This is a genomic window from Wenjunlia tyrosinilytica, assembly GCF_014646055.1.
GTDB classification, from domain to species: domain Bacteria; phylum Actinomycetota; class Actinomycetes; order Streptomycetales; family Streptomycetaceae; genus Wenjunlia; species Wenjunlia tyrosinilytica.
In genome coordinates, this window is sequence record NZ_BMMS01000050.1 from 1 (window position 1) to 26,863 (window position 26,863).

Annotated in this window: 22 protein-coding genes and 1 pseudogene; 20 read left to right on the forward strand and 3 right to left on the reverse strand. The window is 69.9% G+C overall.

The window, feature by feature from the left end; genetic code table 11:
* Nucleotides 1–88: 88 nt before the first annotated feature.
* The 19 genes from IEY86_RS33155 to IEY86_RS33245 all read left to right on the forward strand — a co-directional run bounded on the left by IEY86_RS33155 (nt 89) and on the right by IEY86_RS33245 (nt 23,553).
* A complete protein-coding gene (locus IEY86_RS33155; RefSeq protein WP_189135617.1) occupies nt 89–805 on the forward strand; it encodes an NADH-quinone oxidoreductase subunit C in 717 nt (238 codons plus the stop codon).
* Nucleotides 805–2,145: an NADH-quinone oxidoreductase subunit D gene (locus tag IEY86_RS33160; RefSeq protein ID WP_189135618.1), complete on the forward strand. Its 1,341-nt coding sequence runs from the start codon at nt 805–807 to the stop codon at nt 2,143–2,145. Before IEY86_RS33155 ends, IEY86_RS33160 begins: the two co-directional genes overlap by 1 nt.
* Nucleotides 2,142–3,107 (forward strand): NADH-quinone oxidoreductase subunit NuoE, encoded by a 966-nt coding sequence (gene nuoE, locus IEY86_RS33165; protein WP_229698985.1) that lies wholly within the window; start codon nt 2,142–2,144, stop codon nt 3,105–3,107. Before IEY86_RS33160 ends, nuoE begins: the two co-directional genes overlap by 4 nt.
* Nucleotides 3,104–4,450, forward strand: a complete 1,347-nt coding sequence (nuoF, locus tag IEY86_RS33170) for an NADH-quinone oxidoreductase subunit NuoF (RefSeq protein ID WP_189135620.1) — start codon at nt 3,104–3,106, stop codon at nt 4,448–4,450. The genes nuoE and nuoF overlap by 4 nt, the downstream gene beginning before the upstream one ends.
* A complete protein-coding gene (locus tag IEY86_RS33175; protein WP_189135621.1) occupies nt 4,447–6,963 on the forward strand; it encodes an NADH-quinone oxidoreductase subunit G in 2,517 nt (838 codons plus the stop codon). The genes nuoF and IEY86_RS33175 overlap by 4 nt, the downstream gene beginning before the upstream one ends.
* Nucleotides 6,960–8,336, forward strand: a complete 1,377-nt coding sequence (nuoH, locus tag IEY86_RS33180; protein ID WP_189135622.1) for an NADH-quinone oxidoreductase subunit NuoH — start codon at nt 6,960–6,962, stop codon at nt 8,334–8,336. Before IEY86_RS33175 ends, nuoH begins: the two co-directional genes overlap by 4 nt.
* Nucleotides 8,329–8,907 carry an NADH-quinone oxidoreductase subunit NuoI gene (gene nuoI / locus IEY86_RS33185; RefSeq protein ID WP_189135623.1) on the forward strand — a complete coding sequence of 193 codons (579 nt, stop codon included), beginning with the start codon at nt 8,329–8,331 and terminating at the stop codon, nt 8,905–8,907. Before nuoH ends, nuoI begins: the two co-directional genes overlap by 8 nt.
* Nucleotides 8,904–9,791, forward strand: a complete 888-nt coding sequence (locus tag IEY86_RS33190; RefSeq protein WP_189135624.1) for an NADH-quinone oxidoreductase subunit J — start codon at nt 8,904–8,906, stop codon at nt 9,789–9,791. The genes nuoI and IEY86_RS33190 overlap by 4 nt, the downstream gene beginning before the upstream one ends.
* 88 nt (nt 9,792–9,879) lie before the next feature.
* Nucleotides 9,880–10,179 carry an NADH-quinone oxidoreductase subunit NuoK gene (gene nuoK / locus IEY86_RS33195; protein WP_189135625.1) on the forward strand — a complete coding sequence of 100 codons (300 nt, stop codon included), beginning with the start codon at nt 9,880–9,882 and terminating at the stop codon, nt 10,177–10,179.
* 13 nt (nt 10,180–10,192) lie between these two features.
* Nucleotides 10,193–12,139, forward strand: a complete 1,947-nt coding sequence (nuoL, locus tag IEY86_RS33200; protein ID WP_189135626.1) for an NADH-quinone oxidoreductase subunit L — start codon at nt 10,193–10,195, stop codon at nt 12,137–12,139.
* A 1-nt stretch (nt 12,140) separates the two neighbouring features.
* Nucleotides 12,141–13,748, forward strand: coding sequence for an NADH-quinone oxidoreductase subunit M (locus IEY86_RS33205; RefSeq protein ID WP_189135627.1), 1,608 nt, complete (start codon nt 12,141–12,143; stop codon nt 13,746–13,748).
* Between the two features lie 91 nt (nt 13,749–13,839).
* The gene (nuoN, locus tag IEY86_RS33210) at nt 13,840–15,489 is read left to right on the forward strand and encodes an NADH-quinone oxidoreductase subunit NuoN (protein WP_189135628.1); all 1,650 of its coding nucleotides are present in this window, start codon (nt 13,840–13,842) and stop codon (nt 15,487–15,489) included.
* Between the two features lie 274 nt (nt 15,490–15,763).
* On the forward strand, nt 15,764–16,768 hold the full coding sequence (locus IEY86_RS33215) for a polyprenyl synthetase family protein (RefSeq protein WP_189135629.1): 1,005 nt from the start codon (nt 15,764–15,766) through the stop codon (nt 16,766–16,768).
* A 262-nt stretch (nt 16,769–17,030) separates the two neighbouring features.
* Complete coding sequence (locus IEY86_RS33220) at nt 17,031–18,329, forward strand: LolA family protein (RefSeq protein WP_189135630.1); 1,299 nt, start codon at nt 17,031–17,033, stop codon at nt 18,327–18,329.
* Nucleotides 18,330–18,343: 14 nt separating this feature from the next.
* Entirely contained in the window at nt 18,344–19,306 is a 963-nt protein-coding gene (locus IEY86_RS33225) for an ABC transporter ATP-binding protein (protein WP_189135631.1), read from the forward strand.
* On the forward strand, nt 19,293–20,186 hold the full coding sequence (locus IEY86_RS33230; protein ID WP_189135632.1) for an ABC transporter permease: 894 nt from the start codon (nt 19,293–19,295) through the stop codon (nt 20,184–20,186). The genes IEY86_RS33225 and IEY86_RS33230 overlap by 14 nt, the downstream gene beginning before the upstream one ends.
* A gap of 131 nt (nt 20,187–20,317) precedes the next feature.
* The gene (locus IEY86_RS33235) at nt 20,318–21,598 is read left to right on the forward strand and encodes an ABC transporter substrate-binding protein (RefSeq protein WP_189135633.1); all 1,281 of its coding nucleotides are present in this window, start codon (nt 20,318–20,320) and stop codon (nt 21,596–21,598) included.
* A gap of 141 nt (nt 21,599–21,739) precedes the next feature.
* Entirely contained in the window at nt 21,740–22,663 is a 924-nt protein-coding gene (locus IEY86_RS33240) for a carbohydrate ABC transporter permease (protein WP_229698986.1), read from the forward strand.
* Nucleotides 22,663–23,553, forward strand: coding sequence for a carbohydrate ABC transporter permease (locus IEY86_RS33245; RefSeq protein WP_189135634.1), 891 nt, complete (start codon nt 22,663–22,665; stop codon nt 23,551–23,553). The genes IEY86_RS33240 and IEY86_RS33245 overlap by 1 nt, the downstream gene beginning before the upstream one ends.
* Here IEY86_RS33245 and rarD read toward each other — a convergent pair.
* Nucleotides 23,543–24,514 carry an EamA family transporter RarD gene (gene rarD / locus IEY86_RS33250; RefSeq protein ID WP_189135635.1) on the reverse strand — a complete coding sequence of 324 codons (972 nt, stop codon included), beginning with the start codon at nt 24,512–24,514 and terminating at the stop codon, nt 23,543–23,545. The two genes, IEY86_RS33245 and rarD, sit on opposite strands and share 11 nt — an antisense overlap.
* Nucleotides 24,515–24,658: 144 nt before the next feature.
* Entirely contained in the window at nt 24,659–25,537 is an 879-nt protein-coding gene (locus IEY86_RS33255) for an SDR family oxidoreductase (RefSeq protein WP_189135636.1), read from the reverse strand.
* A 107-nt stretch (nt 25,538–25,644) separates the two neighbouring features.
* On the opposite strand from IEY86_RS33255, the gene IEY86_RS33260 reads away from it, so the two are divergent.
* A complete protein-coding gene (locus tag IEY86_RS33260) occupies nt 25,645–26,121 on the forward strand; it encodes a winged helix-turn-helix transcriptional regulator (RefSeq protein ID WP_373287128.1) in 477 nt (158 codons plus the stop codon).
* 89 nt (nt 26,122–26,210) lie between these two features.
* Here the strand turns inward: IEY86_RS33260 and IEY86_RS33265 are convergent.
* Nucleotides 26,211–26,863, reverse strand: a pseudogene (locus IEY86_RS33265) (2-oxoacid:ferredoxin oxidoreductase subunit beta); the annotation flags it as partial.

Below are 26,863 nucleotides of genomic sequence, written 5' to 3' on the forward strand. Positions count from 1 at the left end.
GTGACGCACGCGAGGCTGCCCGACGGCAGCCGGAAGGCCGGCCGCTCGCTCGCCTCGCGGGCGGAGAAGCGAACGAAGGGGTGTTCCGGTGAGCGAACACGAGTCACACCTCAACGGATCGGTGCCGACTCCCCGCAGCGACGAGGGGGAGGCCGTCGGCACCCGCCGCGGCATGTTCGGCGCCAGTGGCACCGGTGACACCTCCGGCTACGGCGGCCTGGTCCGCGCCGTCCGCTTCCCCGGCGCCTCCCACCGCCCCTACGGCGGCTGGTTCGACGAGGTCGCCGACGAGCTCGACGGCGCTCTCGACGAGCAGGGCATCGACTACGAGGCCGCCGTCGACAAGGTCGTGGTCGACCGCGACGAGATCACCTTCCACGTCCGCCGCGAGCACCTCAAGGATGTGGCGAGGACGCTGCGCGACGACCCGGCGCTGCGCTTCGAGCTCTGCACCGGGGTCAGCGCGGTGCACCTGCTGGAGGACACCGGGCGGGAGCTGCACGCCGTCTACCACCTGCGCTCGATCACCCACAACCGGCTGATCCGGCTCGAGGTGAGCGCTCCCGACGCCGACCCGCACATCCCCTCGCTCGTCGAGGTCTACCCGACCAACGACTGGCACGAGCGCGAGACCTACGACTTCTTCGGCCTCGTCTTCGACGGCCACCCCGCTCTTACGCGGATCATGATGCCCGACGACTGGACCGGCTTCCCGCAGCGCAAGGACTACCCCCTCGGCGGCATCCCCGTCGAGTACAAGGGCGCCCAGATCCCGGCTCCCGACCAGCGGAGGTCGTACACCTGATGTCGAACCGGAACGACGCAGCCACCCACCACGCGGAAGCGCGGGAGACGACCGAGGGCACGGTCTACACCGTCACCGGCGGCGACTGGGACGAGGTCGTCCAGGCCGCGGGGCGGGCCGACGACGAGCGGATCATCGTCAACATGGGCCCGCAGCACCCGTCCACGCACGGTGTGCTCCGCCTCATCCTCGAGATCGACGGCGAGACCGTGAAGGAAGCCCGGTGCGGCATCGGGTACCTGCACACGGGCATCGAGAAGAACCTGGAGTTCCGCACCTGGACCCAGGGCACGACGTTCGTGACGCGGATGGACTACCTCACGCCGTTCTTCAACGAGACCGCGTACTGCCTCGCCGTCGAGAAGCTCCTCGGCATCACCGACGAGATCCCGGACCGCGCCAGCGTCATCCGGGTGCTCCTCATGGAGCTCAACCGCCTCTCCTCGCACCTGGTGTGCATCGCCACCGGCGGTATGGAGCTCGGCGCCACCACGATCATGATCTACGGCTTCCGCGACCGCGAGCTCATCCTGGACGCCTTCGAGCTCATCACCGGCCTGCGGATGAACCACGCGTACGTCCGCCCCGGCGGCCTCGCCCAGGACCTGCCGCCCGGCGCCGTGGACCATCTGCGCGAGGTGGTCAAGAAGCTGCGCAAGAACCTGCCCGAGTACGACAAGCTCGCCACCGGCAACCCCATCTTCAAGGCCCGCATGGTCGACGTGGGCTACCTCGACCTCGCCGGGTGCATGGCGCTGGGGGCGACCGGGCCCATCCTGCGCTCCGCCGGACTGCCGCACGACCTGCGCAAGACGCAGCCGTACTGCGGCTACGAGACGTACGAGTTCGACGTGCCGACCACCGACACCTGCGACTCCTACGGCCGGTTCCTGATCCGGCTCGACGAGATGCGCCAGTCCCTGGGCATCGTCGAGCAGTGCCTGGACCGGCTCGAGCCCGGTCCGGTCATGGTCGCCGACAAGAAGATCGCCTGGCCCGCGCAGCTCGCGCTCGGACCCGACGGCCTCGGCAACTCCCTCGACCACATCAGGAAGATCATGGGCACCTCCATGGAGGCCCTGATCCACCACTTCAAGCTCGTCACCGAGGGCTTCCGCGTCCCGCCCGGACAGACGTACCAGGCTGTGGAGTCCCCCAAGGGCGAGCTCGGCGTGCACGCCGTCAGCGACGGCGGCACGAGGCCGTACCGGGTGCACTTCCGCGACCCGTCCTTCACCAACCTGCAGGCGATGGCCGCGATGTGCGAAGGCGGACAGGTCGCCGACGTCATCGTGGCCGTGGCGAGCATCGACCCCGTGATGGGAGGGGTGGACCGGTGACTTCGGAAACCACGAGCGCGGTCAACCTGGGGCTGCCGCAGCTGCCCGCGCCGGACTATCCGGCCGAGGTACGCGCACGACTTGAGGCGGACGCCGGGGAGGTCGTTGCCCGCTACCCGGACAGCCGCTCGGCGCTCCTGCCGCTGCTGCATCTGGTGCAGTCCGAAGAGGGCCATGTGACCCGGACCGGCATCCAGTTCTGCGCCGAGGTGCTCGGCCTGACCGCCGCCGAGGTCACCGCGGTGGCCACCTTCTACACGATGTACCGGCGCAAGCCGTCCGGTGACTACCAGGTCGGCGTCTGCACCAACACCCTGTGCGCGGTGATGGGCGGGGACGCGATCCTCGACGAGCTCAAGAGCCACCTCGGCGTCGGCAACAACGAGACGACCGAGGACGGCAAGGTCACCCTCGAGCACATCGAGTGCAACGCGGCCTGCGACTTCGCCCCCGTGGTGATGGTCAACTGGGAGTTCTTCGACAACCAGACCCCCGAATCCGCCAAGCGGCTCGTGGACGACCTGCGTGCGGGCCGCACCGTCGAGCCCACCCGCGGCGCGCCCCTGTGCACCTTCAAGGAAACGGCCCGCATCCTCGCCGGGTTCCCGGACCCGCGCCCCGGCGCGGTCGAGGCGTCCGGCGGGGCCGGGCACGCCTCGCTGGTGGGGCTGAAGCTCGCCAAGGGCGAGACCGCTCCGGCCAGGGTCGTCATGCCGCGGGGCACCGTCCCCCAGCAGGCGGACGAGCCCGCCGAGCCCTCGGACACGGCGAAGCCCTCGGACACGGCGAAGCCCGCGGGCGCCGGTGAGGCCGCCGACACCCCCAGTTCGCACGACGCACCGCAGAAGACCTCCGCCTCCGATCCCGCCCACCCCGAGGGCCCGGTCAAGGATCCCCAGGCGGAGGACGGGAAGACCGGCGGCGCGACCCCCACCGGCACCGAGGAAGGCGAGGCCCGATGATGACGGTCGATTCGCCGGAGAAGCTGCTCGCGCCGGTCCTGTCGGCATTCTGGGACCAGCCCGAGTCCTGGACGCTGGACACCTACCACCGCCACGAGGGCTACGAGGGGCTGCGCAAGGCCCTCGCGATGCCCGCGGACGACGTGATCGCCCTCGTCAAGGACGCCGGGCTGCGCGGCCGCGGCGGCGCGGGCTTCCCCACGGGCATGAAGTGGCAGTTCATCCCGCAGGGCGACGGCAAGCCGCACTACCTCGTGGTCAACGCGGACGAGTCCGAGCCGGGCACCTGCAAGGACATCCCGCTGCTGTTCGCCAACCCGCACTCGCTCATCGAGGGCATCGTGATCGCCTGCCACGCGATCCGCTCCTCCCACGCGTTCATCTACCTGCGCGGTGAGACCGTCCCCGTGCTGCGCCGACTGCACCATGCGGTGCGCGAGGCCTACGAGGCGGGCTACCTCGGCAAGGACATCCTCGGCTCGGGCATGGATCTGGAGCTGACCGTCCACGCCGGAGCGGGCGCCTACATCTGCGGCGAGGAGACGGCGCTGCTCGACTCCCTGGAGGGCCGCCGGGGCCAGCCGAGGCTGCGCCCGCCGTTCCCCGCCGTGGCCGGCCTCTACGCCTGCCCCACGGTGGTCAACAACGTCGAGTCCATCGCCTCGGTGCCCTCGATCCTGAACCGGGGCAAGGAGTGGTTCCGCTCCATGGGCTCGGAGAAGTCCCCCGGGTTCACCCTCTACTCGCTGTCGGGGCATGTCGCCTCGCCCGGCCAGTACGAGGCCCCCATGGGCGTCACCCTGCGCCAGCTGCTCGAGCTGAGCGGCGGAATGCGCAAGGGGCACCGGCTGAAGTTCTGGACGCCCGGAGGTTCCTCCACCCCCCTGCTCACCGACCAGCACCTCGACATCCCCCTGGACTACGAGGGCGTGAGCGCCGCCGGATCGCTGCTCGGCACGAAGGCGCTCCAGTGCTTCGACGAGACGACCTGCGTGGTGCGGGCGGTGACCCGCTGGACGGAGTTCTACGCCCACGAGTCCTGCGGCAAGTGCACCCCCTGCCGTGAAGGCACCTACTGGCTCGTCCAGTTGATGCGCGACATCGAGGCGGGCAAGGCGAGCCTGGAGGACCTCGACAAGATCGCCGACATCGCCGACAACATCAACGGCAAGTCGTTCTGCGCCCTCGGCGACGGCGCCGCCGCCCCCATCTACTCCTCGCTGGAGCACTTCCGCGACGAGTACGAAGCCCACATCGAGCAGCGCAGCTGCCCCTTCGACCCGGCCGCCTCCACCGCGTGGGCCGACCGGTCGAACTCCGCACACCAGGAGGTGAACGCATGACGGTCACGACAGGTTCGGCGACTGGCGCCCCGGCGGTCCCTCCGGAGGATCTGGTGACGCTGACCATCGACGGCGTCGAGGTCAGCGTGCCCAAGGGCACGCTGGTGATCCGGGCCGCCGAGCTCATCGGCGTCGAGATCCCCCGCTTCTGCGACCACCCGCTGCTCGACCCCGCCGGTGCCTGCCGCCAGTGCATCGTCGAGGTGGAGGGCCAGCGCAAGCCGATGGCCTCGTGCACGATCACCTGCACCGACGGCATGGTCGTCAAGTCGCAGCTGACCTCGCCGGTCGCGGAGAAGGCGCAGCGCGGGGTGATGGAGCTGCTGCTCATCAACCATCCGCTGGACTGCCCGGTCTGCGACAAGGGCGGCGAGTGCCCGCTGCAGAACCAGGCGATGCAGGTGGGCGACCCCACCTCCCGGTTCGAGGGCGCCAAGCGCACCTACCCCAAGCCGGTGCCGATCTCCACGCAGGTCCTGCTGGACCGTGAGCGCTGCGTGCTGTGCGCGCGCTGCACCCGCTTCTCCCAGCAGATCGCGGGCGACCCGTTCATCGAGCTGCTCGAGCGGGGCGCGCTCCAGCAGGTGGGAACGGGCGAGGGCGAGCCCTTCCAGTCCTACTTCTCCGGCAACACCATCCAGATCTGCCCGGTCGGCGCGCTCACCTCGGCCGCCTACCGGTTCCGCTCCCGCCCCTTCGACCTCGTGTCGTCGCCGGGCGTGTGCGAGCACTGCTCGTCCGGCTGCTCGATCCGCACCGACCACCGGCGCGGCAAGGTCATGCGGCGCCTGGCCTCGGACGAGCCGGAGGTCAACGAGGAGTGGAACTGCGACAAGGGCCGGTTCGCCTTCCGCTACGCGCAGGGCCGCGACCGGCTCACCACACCGCTGGTGCGCAGCGCGGAGACCGGCGAGCTGGAGCCGGCGAGCTGGCCCGAGGCCCTGGAGGCCGCGGCCAGGGGCCTCGAGGCGGCAGCCGGCCGGACCGCGGTCCTGGCGGGCGGGCGGCTGACCGTCGAGGACGCCTACGCCTACGCCAAGTTCGCGCGCGTGGCGCTCAGGACCAATGACATCGACTTCCGCGCCAGGGTCCACAGCGCCGAGGAGGCCGACTTCCTCGCCGCCGAGGTCGCCGGACGGGGTGTGGGCCTGGACGGCTCCGGCCCGACCTACGCGGAGCTGGAGAAGGCACCGGCCGTGCTCCTCGTGGGCCTCGAGCCCGAGGAGGAGTCGCCGATCGTCTTCCTGCGGCTGCGCAAGGCCAACCGCAGGACCGGGCAGAAGATCTTCTCCATCGCCACGCACGCCGGCCGCGGCCTGGAAAAGCTCCATGGAACGCTCCTGCCGGCCGCTCCCGGCACCGAGCCCGACTGGCTGGAGGCCCTCGGCGGCACCCGGGCCCTGGAGGGCGCCGCCACCGACGCGGCCGAGGCGCTGCGCACTCCCGGAGCGGTGATCCTGCTCGGCGAGCGGCTCGCCGGGGTGCCCGGAGCGCTCACCGGGGCGGTGCGGCTGGCCGCTGCCACCGGAGCGCGGACCGCGTGGATCCCTCGCCGCGCCGGTGAACGCGGTGCGCTGGAGGCCGGCGCGCTGCCCGGGCTCCTGCCCGCGGGCCGCCCCGTCACCGACCCGGTGGCCCGTGAGGAGACCGCCCGCCTGTGGGGCGTCGCCGAGATCCCGAACCGCTTCGGCCGGGACACCGGGCAGATCCTGGAGGCCGCCGCGGGCGGGGAGCTGGCGGCACTCGTGGTCGGCGGTGTCGACCCCGACGACCTTCCCGACCCCCACCAGGCCCTGGAGGCGCTGGAGGCTGTCGGGTTCCTGGTGAGCCTGGAACTGCGGCCCTCGGCCGTGACCGAGCGCGCCGACGTGGTGCTGCCGGTGGCCGCGGTGGCGGAGAAGTCCGGCACCTTCCTGGACTGGGAGGGACGTGCCCGCCCGTTCCAGGCCGCGCTCAAGCCCGACCAGATGGTCACCCGCCACCAGCTGCCCGACCTGCGGGTGGTCAATATGCTGGCGGACGCCCTCGACGTCCACCTGGGCCTGCCGGACGTGGCCGCCGCCCAGCGCGAGCTCACCGAGCTCGGCGCCTGGGAGCGCGGCTATGCCTCGCCGCCCACCGAGTCCGGGCGGCCGGTGGTCCAGCCCGGCAAGGGCGAGGCCGTTCTCGGGGGCCACCGGCTCCTGCTGGACAACGGCAGCCTCCAGGACGGCGACGAGCACCTGGCGGGCACCCGGCACGAGGCGGTGGCCCGGATGTCGGCGGCGACCGCCGCCGAGGTCGGCGTCGCGGACGGCGAGCCGCTGCGGGTGACGGGACCTGCCGGATCCGTCGAACTCCCCCTGCGGATCACCGGGATGCCGGACCGGGTGGTCTGGCTGCCGCTGAACTCGACGGGGAACGGCGTGGCGCGCGACCTGGGAGCCAACCCCGGTTCGCTCGTCGGGATCTGCGCCGGGGCGGCCCCCGCCGAGGCGGCGGCCGCAACGGCAGTAGCGGAGGAGCAGTCATGATCGTCGCGGCAGCGGACAGCATGTCCGTCTTCGGGAGCGACCCGTGGTGGTTGGTCGCCCTCAAGGCGGTGTTCGTCTTCGCCTTCCTGATGCTGACGGTGCTGCTGGCCATCGTCTGGGAGCGCAAGGTCGTCGCCTGGATGCAGCTGCGCATCGGCCCGAACCGGCACGGTCCCTGGGGGCTTCTGCAGTCCCTCGCGGACGGTGTGAAGCTGATGCTGAAGGAAGACCTGATCGTCAAGGGCGCCGACAAACCGGTGTACCTGCTGGCCCCCGTCGTGGCCGCGATCCCGGCGTTCATGGCGTTCGCCGTGATCCCGTTCGGCCCGGCAGGCGGCGAGGTCTCGGTCTTCGGCACCCGCACCTCGATGCAGCTGACGGACCTGTCCGTCGGCGTCCTCTACATCCTGGCCACGGCGTCGGTCGGCATCTACGGCATCGTGCTGGCGGGCTGGTCCTCCGGCTCGACCTACCCGCTGCTCGGCGGTCTTCGCTCGACGGCGCAGATGATCTCCTACGAGATCGCCATGGGCCTGTCGTTCGCGGCGGTCTTCCTCTACTCCGGGTCGATGTCGACCTCGCAGATCGTGGAGGCCCAGCAGGACCGCTGGTTCGCGGTGCTCCTGCCGGTGTCGTTCATCGTCTACATCATCGCGATGTTCGGTGAGACCAACCGCGCCCCCTTCGACCTCCCCGAGGCGGAGGGCGAGCTCGTCGGCGGCTTCAACACCGAGTACTCCTCCATCAAGTTCGCGATGTTCATGCTCGCCGAGTACGTGAACATGGTGACGGTCTCCTCGGTCGCGACGACGCTCTTCCTCGGCGGCTGGCGGGCCCCCTGGCCCATCAGCACCTTCTGGGAGGGGGCGAACCACGGCTGGTGGCCGATGCTCTGGTTCGTCGTGAAGGTCCAGCTCCTGCTGTTCCTGTTCATCTGGGTGCGCGGCACGGTCCCGCGGATGCGCTACGACCAGTTCATGAAGCTGGGATGGAAGATCCTCATCCCCGTCTCGATGGTGTGGCTGCTGCTCGTGGCCACCGTCCGGGCGCTGCGCAACGAGGACTACGACTTCCAGGAGATCGCACTCTACGTCGCGGGCGGTGTCTTCGCCGTCCTGCTGGTCTCCCTGGTCGTGGACATGCTGCGCGACCGGGGGGCCAAGGAGGCCGAGGCCGCCGAACAGCTCTCCCAGCAGGAGAGGTTCGACCCGATGGCCGGAGGCTTCCCCGTACCGCCGCGGCCGGGGCAGACCCTGCCCCCGGTGCCCAGGCGAAAGCCTCGCGCCGAGCGGCAGCTTGTCGGGGCGCCCCCGGCAGAAGACGTCGAGGACGGCGGCGACAATGCCGCCGGCAAGGAGTCTGACAATGCCTGAGTTCCTGGGTCCGGTCTCGGGCTTCGGCGTGACCTTCGGGGCCATGTTCAAGAAGCGCCTGACCGAGCAGTACCCCGAGGAGAAGAAGCCCACTGCGCCGCGCTTCCACGGCCGCCACCAGCTCAACCGGCACCCGGACGGGCTGGAGAAGTGCGTCGGCTGCGAGCTGTGCGCGTGGGCGTGCCCCGCGGACGCCATCTACGTCGAGGGCGCCGACAACACCGACGAGGAGCGCTACTCGCCCGGTGAGCGCTACGGCGCCGTCTACCAGATCAACTACCTGCGCTGCATCCTGTGCGGGCTCTGCGTCGAGGCGTGCCCCACCCGGGCGCTGACCATGACGAACGAGTACGAGCTCGCCGACCGCACCCGTGAGTCGCTCATCTACACCAAGGAGGAGCTGCTCGCCGGTCTGGAGGACGGCATGGTGGGCGCGCCCCACGCGATGTACCCGGGCACCGACGAGCAGGACTACTACAAGGGCCTGGTCACCGAGGCGGCACCGGGAACGCAGCGGCAGGTGGCCCGCTCCCAGGGCGAGAAGCCCGAAGAGGAAGAGGTCGGGGCATGAGCAACCTCGCCGTCACCGCCACCTCCACGGGTGAGGCGGTGCAGTTCTGGATCCTGGCCACGGTCGCCGTGGGCGGGGCGCTGAGTACGGTCCTGATGAAGAAGGCCGTCCACAGCGCCCTGAGCCTGGCCGCGACGATGATAGTGCTGGCGGTCTTCTACCTCGCCCAGGGCGCGTACTTCCTCGGCATCGTCCAGATCGTCGTCTACACCGGCGCGATCATGATGCTCTTCCTGTTCGTCCTCATGCTGGTCGGTGTGACCGCGGCGGACTCCCTCAAGGAGACGCTCAAGGGCCAGCGCTGGCTGGCCGCGCTGTGCGGCCTCGGCTTCGGCGTCCTGCTCATGGCGGGCATCGCAAACGCGTCCATCGGCTCGTTCACCGGCCTCGGCGCGGCGAACAAGCACGGCAATGTCGAGGGCCTGGCCACGCTCATCTTCAGCAAGTACGTGTGGGCCTTCGAAGTCACCGGCGCCCTGCTGATCACGGCGGCGGTCGGCGCGATGGTGCTGACGCACCGCGAGCGCACCGAGCGCCGGGCCAGCCAGCGCGAGCAGGCCGAGGCACGGGTGCGCGAGGGCAAGCAGGTCACCCCGCTGCCGGCGCCCGGTGTCTACGCCCGGCACAACGCGGTGGACATCCCCGGCCTGCTGCCGGACGGCTCCGTCGCCGAGCTCTCGGTCAACCCCACCCTGCGCGCCCGCGGCCAGATGCGGGACGTGAGCAAGGAACCCACCCTGCGCGTCGCCGAACTGGAGGCGCGGGCCGAGGAGTGGCTGGACCGGGCACCGTCGCGGCGCCCGGCCGCCTCCGGCGAGGCCGACGCCGGGTCGGCCGAGCAGTCCGACGCCGACCGGCACGAGACGGAAGGAGCGCCGCGGTGAACCCCGTCAACCGCCCGCCCGTCGCCCCACCCTCCGCCCCGGCGGCGGGCGCCGCGACGCAGTACGCACTCCGGAAGGCGGCCGCGAAGTGAACCCGGTCAACTACCTCTACCTGTCCGCGCTGCTGTTCACCATCGGTGCCGCGGGTGTGCTGCTGCGGCGCAACGCGATCATCGTGTTCATGTGCGTCGAGCTGATGCTCAACGCGTGCAACCTGGCGTTCGTCACCTTCTCCCGGATCCACGGCAACCTCGACGGCCAGATCATCGCCTTCTTCACGATGGTCGTGGCCGCCGCCGAGGTCGTGGTCGGTCTGGCGATCATCGTCACGATCTTCCGCTCCCGCCACTCGGCCTCGGTCGACGACGCCAACCTGATGAAGCTGTAGAGGGGCTGGATTCGTGGAGAACCTCATCGGAGCGCTCGTCGCGGCGCCACTGCTCGGGGCGGCGGTCCTCCTCCTCGGCGGAAAGGCGCTGGACCGGATCGGGCACTGGCTCGGCACGCTGCTCGCCGGCACCTCGTTCGTCATCGGGCTGATCCTCTTCGCCGACATGCTGGGCCGCAGCGGCGAGCACCGGGCCATCTCGACCACGCTGTACTCCTGGGTGCCCGTCAACAGCTTCCAGGCGGATGTGTCGTTCCAGCTCGACCAGTTGTCGATGACCTTCGTCCTGCTGATCACCGGGGTGGGCACGCTCATCCATCTGTACTCGGTCGGCTACATGGAGCACGACGAGCGCAGGCGCCGCTTCTTCGGCTACCTCAACCTCTTCCTCGCGGCGATGCTCCTGCTCGTCGTCGCGGACAACTACCTGCTGCTGTACGTCGGCTGGGAGGGCGTCGGTCTCGCCTCCTACCTGCTGATCGGCTTCTGGCAGCACAAGCCCAGCGCGGCGACGGCGGCCAAGAAGGCGTTCATCGTCAACCGCGTCGGCGACGTCGGGCTGTCCATCGCGATCATGCTGATGTTCACCACGTTCGGCACCTTCGCCTTCACCCCGGTGCTGGCCAGCGCCGACAAGGCGAGCGAGGGCACTCTCACCGGAATCGGCCTGATGCTCCTGCTCGCCGCGTGCGGCAAGTCGGCGCAGGTGCCGCTCCAGTCCTGGCTCGGTGACGCGATGGAGGGCCCGACCCCGGTCTCGGCCCTGATCCACGCCGCGACGATGGTGACCGCGGGCGTCTACCTGATCACCCGCTCCGGCCCCATCTTCAACCTGGCGCCGGACGCGCAGACGGCCGTGGTCGTCGTCGGCACCGTCACACTCCTCTTCGGTGCGATCGTCGGTTGCGCCAAGGACGACATCAAGAAGGCCCTGGCCGGATCGACGATGTCGCAGATCGGCTACATGGTGCTGGCCGCGGGCCTCGGCCCCATCGGCTACGTCTTCGCGATCATGCATCTGGTCACCCATGGCTTCTTCAAGGCGGGGCTGTTCCTCGGCGCCGGCTCGGTCATGCACGGCATGAACGACGAGGTCGACATGCGCAAGTACGGGGCCTTGCGCAAGTACATGCCGATCACCTTCGTCACCTTCGGCCTCGGCTACCTGGCGATCATCGGCTTCCCCGGTCTGTCCGGATACTTCTCCAAGGACAAGATCATCGAGGCCGCCTTCGCCAAGGGCGGCACCGAGGGCTGGATCATCGGAAGCTGCGCCCTGCTGGGCGCCGCGATCACCGCGTTCTACATGACGCGCGTGATGCTGATGACGTTCTTCGGCGAGAAGCGGTGGCAGCCGGCTCCGGACGCGGACGCCGCGCCCAGCGCCGAACCGGCCGCGGAGGGCCACGCGGCGGGCGAGATGCCCCACCCGCACGAGTCCCCGTGGAGCATGACCGTCCCGATGATCGTCCTGGCCTTCGGATCGGTCTTCGCCGGATTCCTGTTCAACCTCAACGACTCCTTCCTCAAGTGGCTCGAGCCGGTCACCGGCCACAAGGAGGGCGATTCGCCGCTGAGCGCCACCACGGTCACCGCCACCACCGTCACCGTGATGGTCATCGGCGTCGCCGTCGCCTGGCTGGTCTACGGGCGCAAGCCCGTTCCGGTGGTCGCGCCCAAGGGCTCGTTGCTCACCCGCGCCGCCCGCCGCGATCTGCTCCAGGACGACTTCAACCATGTGGCGTTCGTGCAGACCGGCAGCTACCTGACACGAGGGCTGGTCTACCTCGACCTCAAGGGTGTCGACGGACTGGTCAACGGCACGGCGGCCACGGTCGGCGGGCTGTCCAGCCGAATGCGCCGCCTGCAGAACGGCTATGTGCGCTCCTACGCGGTCTCGATGTTCGGAGGTGCCGCGGTGCTCGTCGCCGCGACCCTGCTGATGAGGGCGGTCGCCTGATATGTCATTCCTGCTCACGGCAACGGCCGTGGTCCCGGCGGTCGGAGCGATCGCGACCGCCGCGGTCCCGGCCGCCAAGAAGAGCGCGGCCAAGTGGACGGCGCTGCTGTTCTCCGCCGCCACGCTCGTCCTCGCGGCCGTGGTCCTCGGCCGGTTCGACACCGGCGGCCCCCGCTACCAGCTCACCGAGTCCCACTCCTGGATCAAGGCGTTCGGAGTCCGGTACGAGGTGGGGGTCGACGGGATCGGCGTCACGCTGATCGCCCTGACCGCACTCCTCATCCCGTTCGTCATCGGCGCCGCCTGGCACGACGCGGACGCGCTGGAGGACACCCGGCTGGGCCGCCGCTGGCGCCCCACACAGGGCTTCTTCGCGCTGATCCTGCTGGTCGAGGCGATGGTGATCATCTCCTTCGCCGCGACCGACGTGTTCCTCTTCTACATCTTCTTCGAAGCCATGCTCATCCCGATGTACTTCCTCATCGGCGGCTTCGGGGACCGGTCCGGGGGCAACACCGAGCAGGAGGCGGCCAAGCAGCGCTCGTACGCCGCCGTGAAGTTCCTGCTCTACAACCTCCTCGGCGGGCTGGTGATGCTCGCCGCCGTCATCGGCCTGTACGCGGTGACGGCCGACCAGATCGGCGGGACCTTCTCCCTCCAGGAGATCCTGAGCGCCCGGCAGGCCGGGAAGCTGGACCTGAGCGGCGCCGGAGAGAAGGCGATCTTCCTCGGCTTCTTCTTCGCCTTCGCCGTCAAGGCCCCGCTGTGGCCGCTGCACACCTGGCTGCCCAACGCGATGGGGGAGTCGACCGCCCCGGTGGCGGTGCTCATCACCGCCGTCGTGGACAAGGTCGGCACCTTCGCGATGCTGCGCTGGTGCCTCCAGCTCTTCCCCGAGGCCAGCAAGTGGGCCGCGCCCGTCGTCCTGGTGCTCGCCGTGATCAGCATCATCTACGGCGCTCTGCTGGCGGTGGGCCAGAAGGACATCAAGCGGCTGGTCGCCTACGCGTCCATCTCCCACTTCGGCTTCATCATCCTGGGCATCTTCGCGATGACCAGCCAGGGGCAGAGCGGTGCCACGCTCTACATGGTCAACCACGGGATCTCGACCGCCGCGCTCATGCTGGTGGCGGGCTTCCTGATCTCGCGCCGCGGAAGCCGGCTGATCGCCGACTTCGGCGGGGTGCAGAAGGTGGCGCCGATGCTCGCGGGGACCTTCCTGATCGGAGGTCTGGCGACGCTGTCGCTGCCGGGACTGGCGCCGTTCGTCAGTGAGTTCCTGGTCCTCGTCGGCACCTTCTCCCGCTATCCGGCGCTCGGCATCGTCGCCACCGTGGGCATCGTCCTGGCCGCGCTGTATGTGCTGGTGCTCTACCAGCGCACGATGACCGGCCCGGTCAAGGCCGAGGTCGAGGGCATGCACGATCTGAAGGTGCGCGAACTCGCGGTCGTGGCCCCCCTGATCGCCCTGCTGCTCTTCCTCGGGTTCTACCCCAAGCCGGTGATCGACGTGATCAACCCGGCCGTGAACCAGACGCTCTCCGACGTGCACAAGAAGGATCCGAAGCCGGCCGTGGAAGCCGTGCACACCAAGGGAGGTGCCCGGTGAGCGACGTACGCGAGGCTGCCCGACCGCAACCGGCATCCCGGGCCAAGGCTCGCCGAGCGAGCGGAGAAGCGAACCAGGAGGTGGTGACCAAGTGACCGCCAGCGCGACTGTCCACAGCCTGTGGACAACGGCGGCCGGGGACGGGTTCAAGATCCCCGCCCCGCACATCGAGTACGCCCAGCTCTCACCGGTCCTGATCGTGTTCGGCGCGGCCGTCCTCGGTGTCCTCGCCGACGCGTTCCTGCCGCGGCGCTCCCGGTACGGAGCCCAGCTCCTCATCTCCGTCGCGGGCCTGGTCGGGGCCTTCGGCGCCGTGCTCGTGCTGGCCTCCAACGGCTACGCGACCGACAAGGCCCACCTCGCCGCCATGGGGGCGGTCGCGGTGGACGGCCCGGCGCTCTTCCTCCAGGGGACGATCGTCCTGGTCTCCCTGGTGGCCGTCTTCACCTTCGCCGAGCGCAGGCTCGAGCCCAAGACCGACGGCGCCCGCACGGACGCCTTCACCGCTCAGGGCTCCGCCGTCCCCGGCAGCGAGCAGGAGAAGGCCGCCACCAAGGCGGGCTTCACCACCACCGAGGTCTTCCCGCTCACGCTCTTCGCCGTCGGCGGAATGATGATCTTCCCGGCCGCCGCCGACCTGCTGACGCTGTTCGTCGCGCTGGAGGTCTTCTCCCTCCCGCTGTACCTGCTGTGCGCGCTCGCCCGCCGCCGCCGGATGCTCTCGCAGGAGGCGGCGGTCAAGTACTTCCTGCTGGGCGCCTTCTCCTCGGCGTTCCTGCTCTTCGGCATCGCGCTGCTCTACGGCTACGCGGGCACCGTCTCCTTCGGCGGCATCGCCGACGTGGTCTCCGGCACCGCGCCGATGACCCCGGCACTCGCCGAGACGGCGGGCAACGACGCCCTGCTGCTCATCGGCGGCGCCATGGTGCTCATGGGACTGCTCTTCAAGGTCGGCGCCGTCCCGTTCCACGCCTGGACCCCGGACGTCTACCAGGGCGCGCCGACCCCGGTCACCGGCTTCATGGCCGCGGCCACCAAGGTCGCCGCGTTCGGCGCGCTCCTGCGCCTGCTCTACGTGGCCCTGCCCGGGCTGCGCTGGGACTGGCGGCCGGTGCTGTGGGGCGTGGCCATCCTGACCATGGTGGTCGGTGCGATCGTCGCGGTCACCCAGACCGATGTGAAGCGGCTGCTGGCCTACTCCTCCATCGCCCACGCGGGCTTCATCCTCGCGGGTGTGGTGGCCACGACGCCGGACGGCATCTCATCGGTGATGTTCTACCTCGCGGCCTACTCCTTCGTGACGCTCGGCGCGTTCGCCGTCGTCACGCTGGTGCGGGACGCGGGCGGCGAGGCCACCCACCTGTCCCGCTGGGCCGGGCTGGGGCGCCGCTCCCCGCTCGTGGCGGCCGTCTTCGCGGTCTTCCTGCTCGCCTTCGCGGGCATCCCGCTCACGAGCGGCTTCGCGGGGAAGTTCGCGGTGTTCAAGGCCGCGGCCGACGGCGGGGCCACCCCGCTGGTCATCGTCGGTGTGCTCAGCAGCGCCGTGGCCGCGTTCTTCTACATCCGGGTCATCGTGCTGATGTTCTTCAGCGACCCCAGCCCCGAGGGCCCCACGGTCGCCGTCCCCAGCCCGCTGACGACGACGGCCATCGCCTTCGGCGTGGTCACGACGGTGGTGCTCGGCATCCTGCCCCAGTACTTCCTCGACCTCGCGGACAAGGCGTCGGTCTTCGTGCGGTGACGACATGACGCCGGCGAACGTGACGCCGACGGCATCGCGGTGACGACCTGACGCCGACGACCTGACGCCGACATGACGACGCGGACGTGGACGGCCCGTTTCCCGGAGCACCGGGAGGCGGGCCGTCCGTGCGTTCCGGGGCTCAAGGCCTCTGTTCGAGCAGGCCAGTGCCGTGCGGGCATGCCCGCGCATGGCGCGGGAAGGCGACCGGCTAGTCTGCTGGTGAATCGGTGAATGTGGTCCGAGTATCGACCTAGCGACAGGAGAACCGCCGGTGACCGTCGACGTCGGGCCCTTCGGGCTGAGCGTTCAGGACGAGGCACTCGAGGCCGACATCCGCTCCGGTATGGCCGCGGTGGAGCAGGGGCTGCTCGAGGCCACCAAGTGCGACGTGCCGTTCATCACCCAGGCCGCCAGGCATCTGCTGGAGGCCGGCGGCAAGCGGTTCCGCCCGTTGCTGGTGCTGCTGGCCGCCCAGTTCGGCGACCCCGACTCTCCCGGCGTCGCCCCCTCGGCGGTCGTCGTGGAACTCACCCACCTCGCCACGCTCTACCACGACGACGTGATGGACGAGGCCACGGTGCGCCGCGGCGCACCGAGCGCCAACTCCCGCTGGGACAACTCCGTCGCCATCCTCACAGGGGACTTCCTCTTCTCCCGGGCGTCCAACATCCTCGCGGACCTGGGACCGGCCGCCGTGCGCATCCAGGCCGAGGCGTTCGAGCGCCTGGTGACCGGTCAGATCCTGGAGACCACGGGCCCCGCCCCCGGCGCCGACCCGATCGCGCACTACCTCGAGGTGATCTCCGGCAAGACCGGCTCCCTGATCGCCGTCTCCGGCCGGTTCGGCTCCATGATGGCCGGCGCCGACGAGCGGACCGTCGACATCCTCACCCAGTTCGGCGAGCGCATCGGCATGGCGTTCCAGCTCGCCGACGACGTCCTCGACATCGCCAGCGAGACCAGCGAGTCCGGCAAGACCCCCGGCACCGACCTGCGCGAGGGCATCGCCACCCTGGCGGTCCTGCATGTGCGCGCCGGGTTCGGCGACACGGACGACCGCCGACTGCTCGAACTCCTCGACGGCGACCTCACCGACGACGCCGACCACGCCGAGGCACTGAGCCTGCTCCGCGTCCACCCGGCGCTCGAACAGGCCCGCCGCGACACCATCCGCTACGCCGACGAGGCCCGCGCCCTGCTCGCCCCCCTGCCGGACATCCCGGCGAAGGCGGCGCTGGAAGGCCTGTGCGACGCGGTGGTCCACCGCGCCGGCTGAGTGCCCGCGCCGGGCCCGGCGCCACCGCCCTCCGCACCCGACACCGCCGCCGCCCCCTAGGGATGACGGCTGATCATCCGTCCCGGGGTCATCCCGTGGTCGTACACGGGGTTGCTTCCGGCGGGTGATGTGCCTTTGCTGCCGCCTTGATGTCATTGAGTCACCACTTCCGGAACGCCTCGGGCGACAATGACGGGGAAACCGAGAGTGGACGACGCGCACCGCAGGCAGATATGGCTGCCGCCCACAGGAGGTACGGCTCATGGCACCGATGGACCCGACGACCGACCACGATCCGGCAGACGAGACGAGCACGCTGCGCCGCGGCAAGACGGTCCGCCTGCTCGTTCCCGTGGGAGTTGCGGGGGTGGCGGCGGCGACGATCGGACTTGTCCCGGCCCTGGCCAGCTCCGGTGGCTCCCCCCACCCCGACCTGCCGAAGACCAGCGCCGAGAAGCTGCTGACCAAGCTCGCCGCATCCGATGTGCAGACCGTCTCCGGCACGGTGAAGATCACCACCGATTTCGGCCTGCCCGGGCTCCTCGGGGGCAGCGCCTCCCACGCCAGGGGCGGAAGCCCGTTCGGCCCGGGGCCCGACGCGAGCAAGGCCGCCTCCGAGATCGCCAAGAGCGCCTCCAGCGCCGACCCCTCGTTCAAGCTGACCGAGCTCGTCGCGGGCAGCCACACCCTGCGGATAGCCGCGGACGGGCCGGATCGGCAGCGCGTGTCGATCGTCGAGGACGCGGCCGAGTACAGCATCATTCACAGCGGTGACGAGGTCTGGGCCTACGACAGCGGGAGCAACCAGGCGTACCACGCCAAGGCCCCGGCCGGGCACGGCAAGCACGGCAAGGCCGGAGACGAGCGGGGCAGGCTCCCCGAGGGGGTGCCGACCACCCCGTCCGACTTCGCCAAGCAGGCGCTGAAGACCGTCGGCCCGACCACCTCGGTCACCGTCGGCAGCACCACCCGGGTCGCCGGTCGGGACGCCTACCGCCTGGTGATCAAGCCCAAGCAGTCCGGCTCGACCGTGGGCTCGATCGTCATCGCGGTGGACGCGGACAACGGCGCCCCGCTGAAGTTCACCCTCACCCCGCGCGGCAGCGGCAAGGCCGCCGTCGATGTCGGGTTCACCGACGTCGGCTTCGCCAAGCCCGCCACCAAGAACTTCCGGTTCACCCCGCCCAAGGGCACCAAGGTCACCGAGGCCAAGGACCGGCCCCGCGAGGACCACGGGCTTCCCGGCGGCCCGCTCAACGGGCTCGGCAACCGCCTGGAGGGGTTCAACGCGGTGGGCAAGGGGTGGACGACCGTCGCCGAGTTCAAGCTTCCCGGAGGCGGCCTGGACGGGTCGGTCTTCAAGGAGGACGGCAAGGACGTGCCCGGCGGCTTGGATCCCCAGTCGCTCCTGAAGAGCCTCGGTGACAAGGTCCACGGCGACTTCGGCAGCGGCACCGTCATCAACAGCCGCCTGTTCAACGTCCTGATCACCGACAGCGGCAAGGTCTACGCGGGCGCCGTCACCAAGGACGTCCTGATCGCCGCGGCCGACAAGAGTTGAGGAACGGCTCCACGATGGCACAGCCCGCCTCGGTGACCGAGGCTGCAATCGACACCCGCGGTCTCACCAAGCGCTACCGGGGCGGGCAGCTCGCCGTGGACGGCCTCGACCTCGCCGTGCCGCGCGGCAGCGTCTTCGGCTTCCTCGGGCCCAATGGCTCGGGCAAGACCACGACCATCCGCATGCTGATGGGCCTGATCGCCCCCACCGCGGGCTCCGCCCGGGTGCTGGGCGAGCCGATGCCCAGCGCCGTGCGCGGCGTCCTGCCCAGGGTGGGCGCGCTCATCGAGGGGCCCGCGCTGTACGGGCATCTTTCCGGCCGGGACAACCTGGTGCGCTACGACTGCGCCGACCCGACCGCCGATCCCCGCACCCGCGGGGCCCGCGTGGGGCAGGCACTGGAACGGGTGGGTCTGGCCGCGGCGGCGGGCAAGAAGGCCCGCGCCTACTCCTTGGGCATGAAGCAGCGCCTGGGCCTGGCCGCGGCGCTGCTCCAGCCGCGTGAGCTGCTGGTGCTGGACGAGCCGACCAACGGCCTGGATCCGCAGGGCATGCGGGAGATCCGGGCCCTGGTGCGTGAGCTCGCCGCAGAGGGCACGACCGTCTTCCTCTCCTCCCACCTGCTGGACGAGATCGAGCAGGTCTGCACCCATGCCGCCGTGATGGCCCGGGGGCGGCTGATCACCCAGGGCACGGTCGGCGACCTCGCCGAGGGCGTACGCGGCCGGCTCGTCGTCGGCACACCGGACCCGCCGGAGGCGGTACGGGTACTGAAGGAGAACGGGATCGTCGGGCTGGTCGTGGACGGGGATCTGGTCACCGGAGAGCTCCCGGCGCAGGATCCGCCGGATCTCGCGGAGCTCAACGCCGCCCTGGTGCGCGCGGATGTGCGGGTGCGGTCGTTCGGCACCCAGCGCGGATCGCTCGAGGACGCCTTCGTTGCACTGACGGGGGAGGGCTTCGATGTCGACGGCTGAGGAGCGGGTCGCGGTGACGGCGGCGCCGGTGGCGGCGAGGCCGCGCGGGTTGCGCACGCTGGGGCTGTTCCGCAATGAGCTCGTGGTGACGTTCCGCCGCTGGCGCACCCTCGCGCTGTTCGCGATCCTGGCGGGCATCCCCGTCGTGGTGGGGATCGCGGTGAAGATCGAGACCAGCGACGGCGGTACGGCCGGCGGCGAGGGCGGGGGCCCGGCGTTCATCAGCCAGATCACCAACAACGGCCTCTTCCTCGTCTTCACCTCGCTCGCGGTGACGCTGCCGTTCTTCCTGCCCATGGCGATCGGAGTGGTGGCGGGCGACGCCATCGCCGGTGAGGCCAACGCGGGCACCCTGCGCTACCTTCTGGTCGCCCCCGCCGGGCGGTCCCGGCTCCTGCTCGCCAAGGGCTGGGCGGCCCTGGTGTTCTGCGCGAGCGGCGTGCTGGTGGTCACCGTCTCCGCGCTGGCCACCGGGTCGGCGATGTTCCCGCTCGGGGATGTGACGCTGCTGTCGGGGACCTCCATCTCGTTCTCCGAGGGTTTGCTGCGTGCCCTGGCCGTCGCCGCGGTGGTCACGGTCTCGCTGATCGGCGTGGCGGCGATCGGCCTGTTCGTCTCGACGCTCACCAACAGCGGGATCGCGGCCATGGCGACGACCGTGGGCCTGCTCATCACCGTTCAGATCCTGGACACGATCCCTCAGCTGCACGCCATCCAGCCCTACCTGTTCCCCCACTACTGGCTCAGCTTCGCCGACCTCGTCCGCGACCCGGTCTACTGGGACCAGATCATGCGGAACTTCGGCCTCCAGGGGCTCTACCTCGCCGTCTTCGGCTCGGCCGCCTGGGCGCGCTTCACCACCCGGGACATCACCGCCTGAGCGGGCCGGGCGGCGCCGGATGACAGCGTTGTCACGATGCCTTCAACAGTCTTGACACACATGGTCACCCAACGATCAGATGAGCGCGCTCCATAGCACTCCCGAACCAAGGACGAAGAGGGAGAACGGCGATGTCCATAACCCGAAGAGGGTTTCTGACGGCATCGGGGCTTGTGCTCGGTTCCTGGTCGCTGGCCGCATGCGGTGACGACTCGGGCGACGGCAAGAGCGCCGACGGCAAGACCAAGCTCTCCGTCTTCTCCTGGTGGACGGGAGGCGGTGAAGAGGCCGGCCTCAAGGCCATGGTCGCCGACTTCGAGAAGCGAAACAGCAAGATCAAGTTCTCCAACGACGCCATCGCGGGCGGCGCCGGCAGCAAGGCCAAGGCGGTCCTCGCCTCGCGGCTGTCCAGCCACAACCCGCCGGACTCCTTCCAGGGCCACGCGGGCGCCGAGCTCTCCGACTACATCAAGGCCGGACAGATCGAGGACCTCACCTTCCTCTACGAGCAGGAGGGCTGGAGGAAGGTCTTCCCCGAGACCCTGCTGCCCCTGCTCACCCTCGACGGCAAGATCTACTCGGTGCCGGTCAACATCCACCGCGCCAATGTGCTCTGGCACAACGTCAAGGTCCTCGAGGAGGCCGGGGTCTCCGAGCCCCCGAAGACCCTCGACGACTTCCACAGCGCCCTGGACAAGGTCAAGGGCAAGGGGAAGATCGCCCTGGTCGTGGGCGAGCAGTGGACCCAGCAGCACCTGCTGGAGACCGTGCTCCTCGGCAAGCTCGGCGCGGACGGCTACGCGGCCCTGTGGAAGAAGGGCGGCGACTGGGGCGGCACCCAGGTCAAGGACGCCCTCGAGACCTGGGCCGAGCTGCTGAAGTACACCAACACCGACGCCGCCTCCTTGACCTGGCAGGACGCCAGCAAGCTGCTCGGAGACGGCAAGGCCGGCTTCAATGTCATGGGCGACTGGGCCGACTCCTACTTCACCGTCGACCTCAAGCTGAAGCCCAAGACCGACTACGGCTGGTCGGCGGCCCCCGGCACGGACGGGCTCTACCAGTTCCTGTCCGACTCCTTCACCCTCCCCAAGGGCGCCAAGCACCGCGAGCAGGCAATCGCCTGGCTCAAGGAGTGCGGCAGCAAGGCCGGACAGGACGCCTTCAACCCCAAGAAGGGCTCCATCCCCGCCCGCAACGACGCCGACCCCGCCCTGTACGGCACCTATCTGCAGTGGGCGCTGGAGGAGTGGAAGAAGGACAAGGTCGTCGGCTCGCTCACCCACGGCGTCGTGGCCAACCTCGCCTGGACGTCGGAGATCGGCACGGCGCTCGGTCTCTTCCTCGGGAGCAAGAACGTGGGCAAGCTCCAGGACGCCCTCGCCAAGGCCGCCGGCAAATACGCCGTCTGAGCCCGGCTCCGACGCCACCCGGGCGCGTGCTTGCCCAGGGCCGCCCCGGGTGCGCATGCCCCGGGGCGGCCCTGTTCACCGTGCCCTTGACGCCACTCAAGCCGTTCATGCCCTTCATGCCCTTCATGGGAGGTCCCTTACGTGAAGCGCTCCAGTCCGCGCGACCGCCCCCGGCGGGGCAGGGCCCGCGCCCGCACCTGGCTGCCAGGGCTGCTCCTCATATCCCCCTCCCTCATCGCCGTGGCCGTCTTCGTCTACGGAATGATCGGCTACAACCTCAAGGTCTCGGTGTCCAAGTGGCACAGCTCGGTCAAGGACACCTCCTACGAGGGATTCAAGACCTACCGGGACCTGATGGACGACGAGCGGTTCACCCAGGCGTGGCAGAACCTGCTGACGTTCACCGTCGTCTTCATCGTCGGCACCCTCGTGATGGGCCTGGTCATGGCCCTCTTGTTGGAGAAGGGCGCCCGGGGCGAGGGCTTCTTCCGCTCGGTCTACCTCTTCCCGATGGCCATCTCGTTCATCGCCTCCGGCATCGTGTGGCGCTGGCTGATGAACCCCGCGCCCGGCGACCGCGCCTCGGGGCTCAATGTCCTGTTCGGCAGGATCGGCCTCGACGGCCTGCAGAACCAGTGGTGGCAGGACCCCGACTGGGGCATGGCCGCCATGGCGATGCCCGCCATCTGGCAGATGTCCGGCTACGTCATGGCGCTGTTCCTCGCCGGCTTCCGGGGCATCCCCGAGGAGCTGAGGGAGGCCGCACGCGTCGACGGGGCCGGTGAGTTCCAGGTCTACCGGCATGTCGTCTTCCCGCAGCTGCGGCCCGTCGCCCTGTCCGCGCTGATCATCGTGGGCCATATCTCGCTCAAGGTCTTCGACCTCATCGTGGCCGTCGCCGGACAGCAGATCATCGCCGACGTGCCCGCCATCTACATGTGGCAGGCGGTCTTCCAGGGCTACGACTACGCCAAGGGCGCGGCGATCGCCACATGCCTCCTGCTCTTCGTTGCCGTCCTCGTCGTCCCCTACCTCGTCCACACCTTCCGGCAGGAGAAGCGCTGATGGCCACGCAGACACTGGCCACGAGAACACCGGCCCCGCAAGCACTGCCCGGTGGCTCCGGTGCCAGGACGAGGACGATCACGGCCAGGACCGTGAAGTATCTGTTCCTGCTGGTCTTCGTGGTCGTCGTGGCCATGCCGGTCTACGTCCTGGTGGTCACCAGCTTCAAACCGCTCAGCGACATCGACCCGTCCAAGGCCTGGGACTTCCCCACCTCGTGGACGACCTCGGCGTGGAGCACCGCGTTCGACCAGCTGAAGAACGGGCTCGGCAACAGCCTCCTGCTCGCCGTGCCCGGCTCGATCGCCTCCGCCGTGCTCGGGTCGCTCAATGGCTATGTGCTGGCCAAATGGCGCTTCCCGTACGCGGACGTGGTCTTCGCGTTCTGCCTGTTCGGCATGTTCATCCCGTACCAGGCGGTGATGATCCCGCTGGTGCAGGTGGTGACCGACATCGACCTGTACGGCAAGATCTGGGGGCTGATGCTCGCCCATGTGGTCTACGGCATCCCGATCTGCACCCTGATCTTCCGCAACTACTACGCCTCGATCCCCACCGAGCTCATCGAGTCCGCGCGCATCGACGGAGCCGGGATGCTGCGTACCTACTGGTCGGTGATCCTGCCGAACTCCGCCCCGGCGTTCGTCGTGGTGATCATCTGGCAGTTCACATCGATGTGGAACGACTTCCTGTTCGCGGTCTTCCTCGTCCCCTCGGCGGAGAACTCCACGGTGACGGTGGCGCTGAACAATCTGACCGGCGCCAATGTCGTGCCCTTCAACCAGCAGATGGCCGGGGCGCTGCTGGCCTCCCTGCCGACGCTGGTCGTCTACATCCTGCTGGGCAGGTTCTTCATGCGCGGGCTGATGGCGGGGGCGCTCAAGGCGTGACCGGCTCGGTGGCGGGCTCGGGGAGGGGCTGGCGGCCGACCGCCGCGGCGGCGTTCGCCAGTCGGCGGGTGCGGGTGGCGTTGCGCAGGGCGTCCCAGGTGAGCACGGTCAGCGCGACCCACACCAGAACGAAGCCCGCCCACCGCTCGGGCGGCATCACCTCGTGGAAGTAGGCGACACCCAGCGCGAACTGGAAGACCGGCGCGAGGTACTGCAGCAGTCCCAGCATGCTCAGCGGCACCCGGATCGCCGCCATGCCGAAGAACACCAGCGGTATCGCCGTGACCAGCCCGGACGTCGCCAGGAGGAGGGAGTGCCCCGTGGAGACGGTGCCGAAGGTGCCGTCGCCGCGCACCGCGAGGATGGCCAGGAACACCGCGGCCGGCACGAACTGCACCCCCGTCTCGGCGGCCAGCGACTCTATGCCGCCGAGCCCCACCTTCTTCTTGATCAGCCCGTAGAGGGCGAACGAGAACGCCAGCGTCAGCGCGATCCACGGGAGCCGGCCGTAGCCGATGGCCAGGACAAGGACGGCCACGGCGCAGATGCCGACCGCCACCCACTGCGCCGGGCGCAGCCGCTCGTGCAGGAGCAGGACGCCGAAGCCGATGGTGACCAGGGGGTTGATGAAATAGCCCAGGGAGGTCTCGACGACATGCCCCGAGTTGACGCCCCAGATGTACAGGCCCCAGTTGACCGAGATGATCGTCGCGGCCAGGGCTATGAGCCCCAGGCGCCTGGGCCGGCGCCGCAGTTCGCCGATCCATGACCAGCGGCGCAGCACGGTGAGGATGAGCAGGACGGCGACGAGGGACCACACCATGCGGTGGGCGAGGATCTCGGCGGCGCCCGAGGGCTGGAGGAGGGGCCAGAAGAGGGGGAACAGCCCCCAGAGTGAGTAGGCACTGAAGCCGTACCAGAAACCGGTGCGCTGCTCGGTGCCGTTTGCCGGAGCTGCCATCCCCAGGACCTTTCACAGACCGCTCGGACGGCGGCCCCGCGCTGCCCACCGTAGCCAGCGCGGGGTGAGATGTCATCGCCGTATCACTAAGACGGTCATGACAGCTTGGCTTGAGCGTGGTCGCCGGAGCATGTGGGCGGCGGCTCAGGCGTGGCCGCCGGAGCCTTTGCCGCCGTCGAGCGCGGCCTTGACCGCGACGTCCAGCGGGGTGGTCGGGCGGCCGATGAGCGTGCGCAGGTCGTCGGTGACGGTGGCGAGCGCGCCCTCGCGGATGCGCGCGTTGGCGTCCACCAGCACGTCCACGAGCGGACCGGGAAGCCCGACGCCTGCCAGGATCGCGTGGTACTGCTCGTCGGAGACCGGCTGGTGGGCGACCGGCTTGCCGCACTGGCGGGAGACCTCGGCGGCGAGGTCGGCGAAGCTCCACGCGGTGTCGCCGGTGAGCTCGTAGACGCGGTTCTCGTGGCCCTCGCCGGTCAGGACGACGGCGGCGGCCGCCGCGAAGTCGTCCCTCGTCGCCGAGGCGATCCTGCCGTCGCCCGCGTTGGAGGCGATGGCGCCCCGCTCGATGGCGCCGGCGAGGTCGCCGAGGTTGTTCTCCGTGTACCAGTTGTTGCGCAGGAAGGTGAAGGGCAGGCCGCTGTCGCGGATGTCCCGCTCGGTGGCGCCGTGCTCCGTGCCGAGGCTCAGCGGGGAGTCGGGCCCGTCGGTGAGGCTGGTGTAGGCGAGCAGGCTCACCCCCGTCTCCTTCGCCGCCGCGACGACCGCCCGGTGCTGGGCGGCGCGCTTGCCGACCTCGTTGGAGGAGATCAGCAGAACCTTGTCGGCCCCGGCCAGGGCGGCCTTGAAGCTCTCGGGCCGGTCGTAGTCCGCCTGACGGATCTCGACCCCGCGGGCGGCCAGGTCGGCGGCCTTCTCGGGGGATCGCACGGCGGCGACGACCGATGCCGCGGGCACACGCTCCAGCAGGCGGTCGATGACAAGGCGGCCGAGCTGCCCGGTGGCCCCGGTGACAACGATCATGACGCGTTACTCCAAAGGATGGGAGGGATGCCGCTTCGGTATGCGTCGTCAACGTAGGCCGAGACGCTAACTTTAAGAAAGTACCCACTTTGAAGTAAGCTGGTGGTGTGAGGGTAAGCAATGAGGTCAGCGCGTTGGAGGCCATCATCGGCCCCGGCAAGTGCCCGGATGTCTACGATCGCAACTGTCCTTCGCGGGGCATCCTGGAGCACGTCACGAGCCGGTGGGGTGTGCTCGTGCTCGCCGCCCTTCTCGACGGCACCCACCGCTTCAGCGAACTGCGCCGCCGGGTCATGGGCGTGAGCGAGAAGATGCTCGCCCAGACCCTCCAGACCCTTGAGCGCGACGGCTTCGTCCTCCGCGAGGCGCACCCCGTCATCCCACCGCATGTGGACTACTCGCTCACGCCGACCGGTGAGGACGTCGCCCGGCAGGTCGCCTCCCTGGCGCGCTGGTGCGAGACGAGCCTGCCGCGGGTGGAGGCCGCCCGCAGTGTGTACGACGCGCAGAAGGCGGCGTCGCACTCGGCGGCGGCGCTCGGGTCGCCCGGCCCGGACACAGGAACGGCCCGGGTCCGCCAATAGCGCGGACCGGGCCGTTCAGTCCCTGGTCTTGCGGTCCCCGGGTGCTCGCGTCGGGGCGTTGGACGGGCCCGGGGCGGGGCGGCTCGGGCTCAGCCGACCGTCCAGGTGTCGTTGCCGGCGAGCAGGGCGGCGAGGTCGCCCTTGCCCTTCTGCTCGATCGCCTGGTCCAGCTGCTCGGCCATGTCGGCGTCGTAGACCGGCCGCTCGACGTTGCGGAACACCCCGATGGGGGTGTGGTGCAGCGTGTGGGGGTCGGCCAGCCGCGACAGCGCGAACGCCGTGGTCGGACTCGCGCAGGACGCGTCATGGACCAGCACCGCGTCCAGCCCCTCGACCGCCACATCCACCACCGTCAGATCGCCGGTCGCCCGGTCCCGCACGACACCCTTGGAGCCCAGGCCGTCCTCGGCGGGCGCCCCGAAGCGGATCGGCTCCCCGTGTTCGAGGCGGATCAGCGCGTCCTGGGCCGTGGACGAATCCTTCAGCGCGTCGAACGCTCCGTCGTTGAAGATGTTGCAGTTCTGGTAGATCTCCACCAGCGCCGTGCCGGGGTGCTGCGCCGCGGCCCGCAGCACGGAGGTCAGGTGCTTGCGGTCGGAGTCGATGGTCCGCGCCACGAACGACGCCTCGGCGCCGATGGCCAGCGAGATCGGATTGAACGGCGCGTCCAGTGAGCCCATCGGTGTCGACTTGGTGATCTTGCCGACTTCGGAGGTGGGGGAGTACTGGCCCTTGGTGAGGC

What these genes read in the sequence shown, in the direction of transcription:
- IEY86_RS33160 (WP_189135618.1), top strand. Translation starts at nt 805, where the DNA reads ATGTCGAACCGGAACGACGCAGCCACCCACCACGCGGAAGCGCGGGAG.
- nuoF (WP_189135620.1), top strand. Translation starts at nt 3,104, where the DNA reads ATGATGACGGTCGATTCGCCGGAGAAGCTGCTCGCGCCGGTCCTGTCG.
- IEY86_RS33175 (WP_189135621.1), top strand. Translation starts at nt 4,447, where the DNA reads ATGACGGTCACGACAGGTTCGGCGACTGGCGCCCCGGCGGTCCCTCCG.
- nuoH (WP_189135622.1), top strand. Translation starts at nt 6,960, where the DNA reads ATGATCGTCGCGGCAGCGGACAGCATGTCCGTCTTCGGGAGCGACCCG.
- nuoI (WP_189135623.1), top strand. Translation starts at nt 8,329, where the DNA reads ATGCCTGAGTTCCTGGGTCCGGTCTCGGGCTTCGGCGTGACCTTCGGG.
- IEY86_RS33190 (WP_189135624.1), top strand. Translation starts at nt 8,904, where the DNA reads ATGAGCAACCTCGCCGTCACCGCCACCTCCACGGGTGAGGCGGTGCAG.
- IEY86_RS33205 (WP_189135627.1), top strand. Translation starts at nt 12,141, where the DNA reads ATGTCATTCCTGCTCACGGCAACGGCCGTGGTCCCGGCGGTCGGAGCG.
- IEY86_RS33220 (WP_189135630.1), top strand. Translation starts at nt 17,031, where the DNA reads ATGGCACCGATGGACCCGACGACCGACCACGATCCGGCAGACGAGACG.
- IEY86_RS33225 (WP_189135631.1), top strand. Translation starts at nt 18,344, where the DNA reads ATGGCACAGCCCGCCTCGGTGACCGAGGCTGCAATCGACACCCGCGGT.
- IEY86_RS33230 (WP_189135632.1), top strand. Translation starts at nt 19,293, where the DNA reads ATGTCGACGGCTGAGGAGCGGGTCGCGGTGACGGCGGCGCCGGTGGCG.
- IEY86_RS33235 (WP_189135633.1), top strand. Translation starts at nt 20,318, where the DNA reads ATGTCCATAACCCGAAGAGGGTTTCTGACGGCATCGGGGCTTGTGCTC.
- IEY86_RS33245 (WP_189135634.1), top strand. Translation starts at nt 22,663, where the DNA reads ATGGCCACGCAGACACTGGCCACGAGAACACCGGCCCCGCAAGCACTG.
- rarD (WP_189135635.1), bottom strand. Translation starts at nt 24,514, where the DNA reads ATGGCAGCTCCGGCAAACGGCACCGAGCAGCGCACCGGTTTCTGGTAC.
- IEY86_RS33255 (WP_189135636.1), bottom strand. Translation starts at nt 25,537, where the DNA reads ATGATCGTTGTCACCGGGGCCACCGGGCAGCTCGGCCGCCTTGTCATC.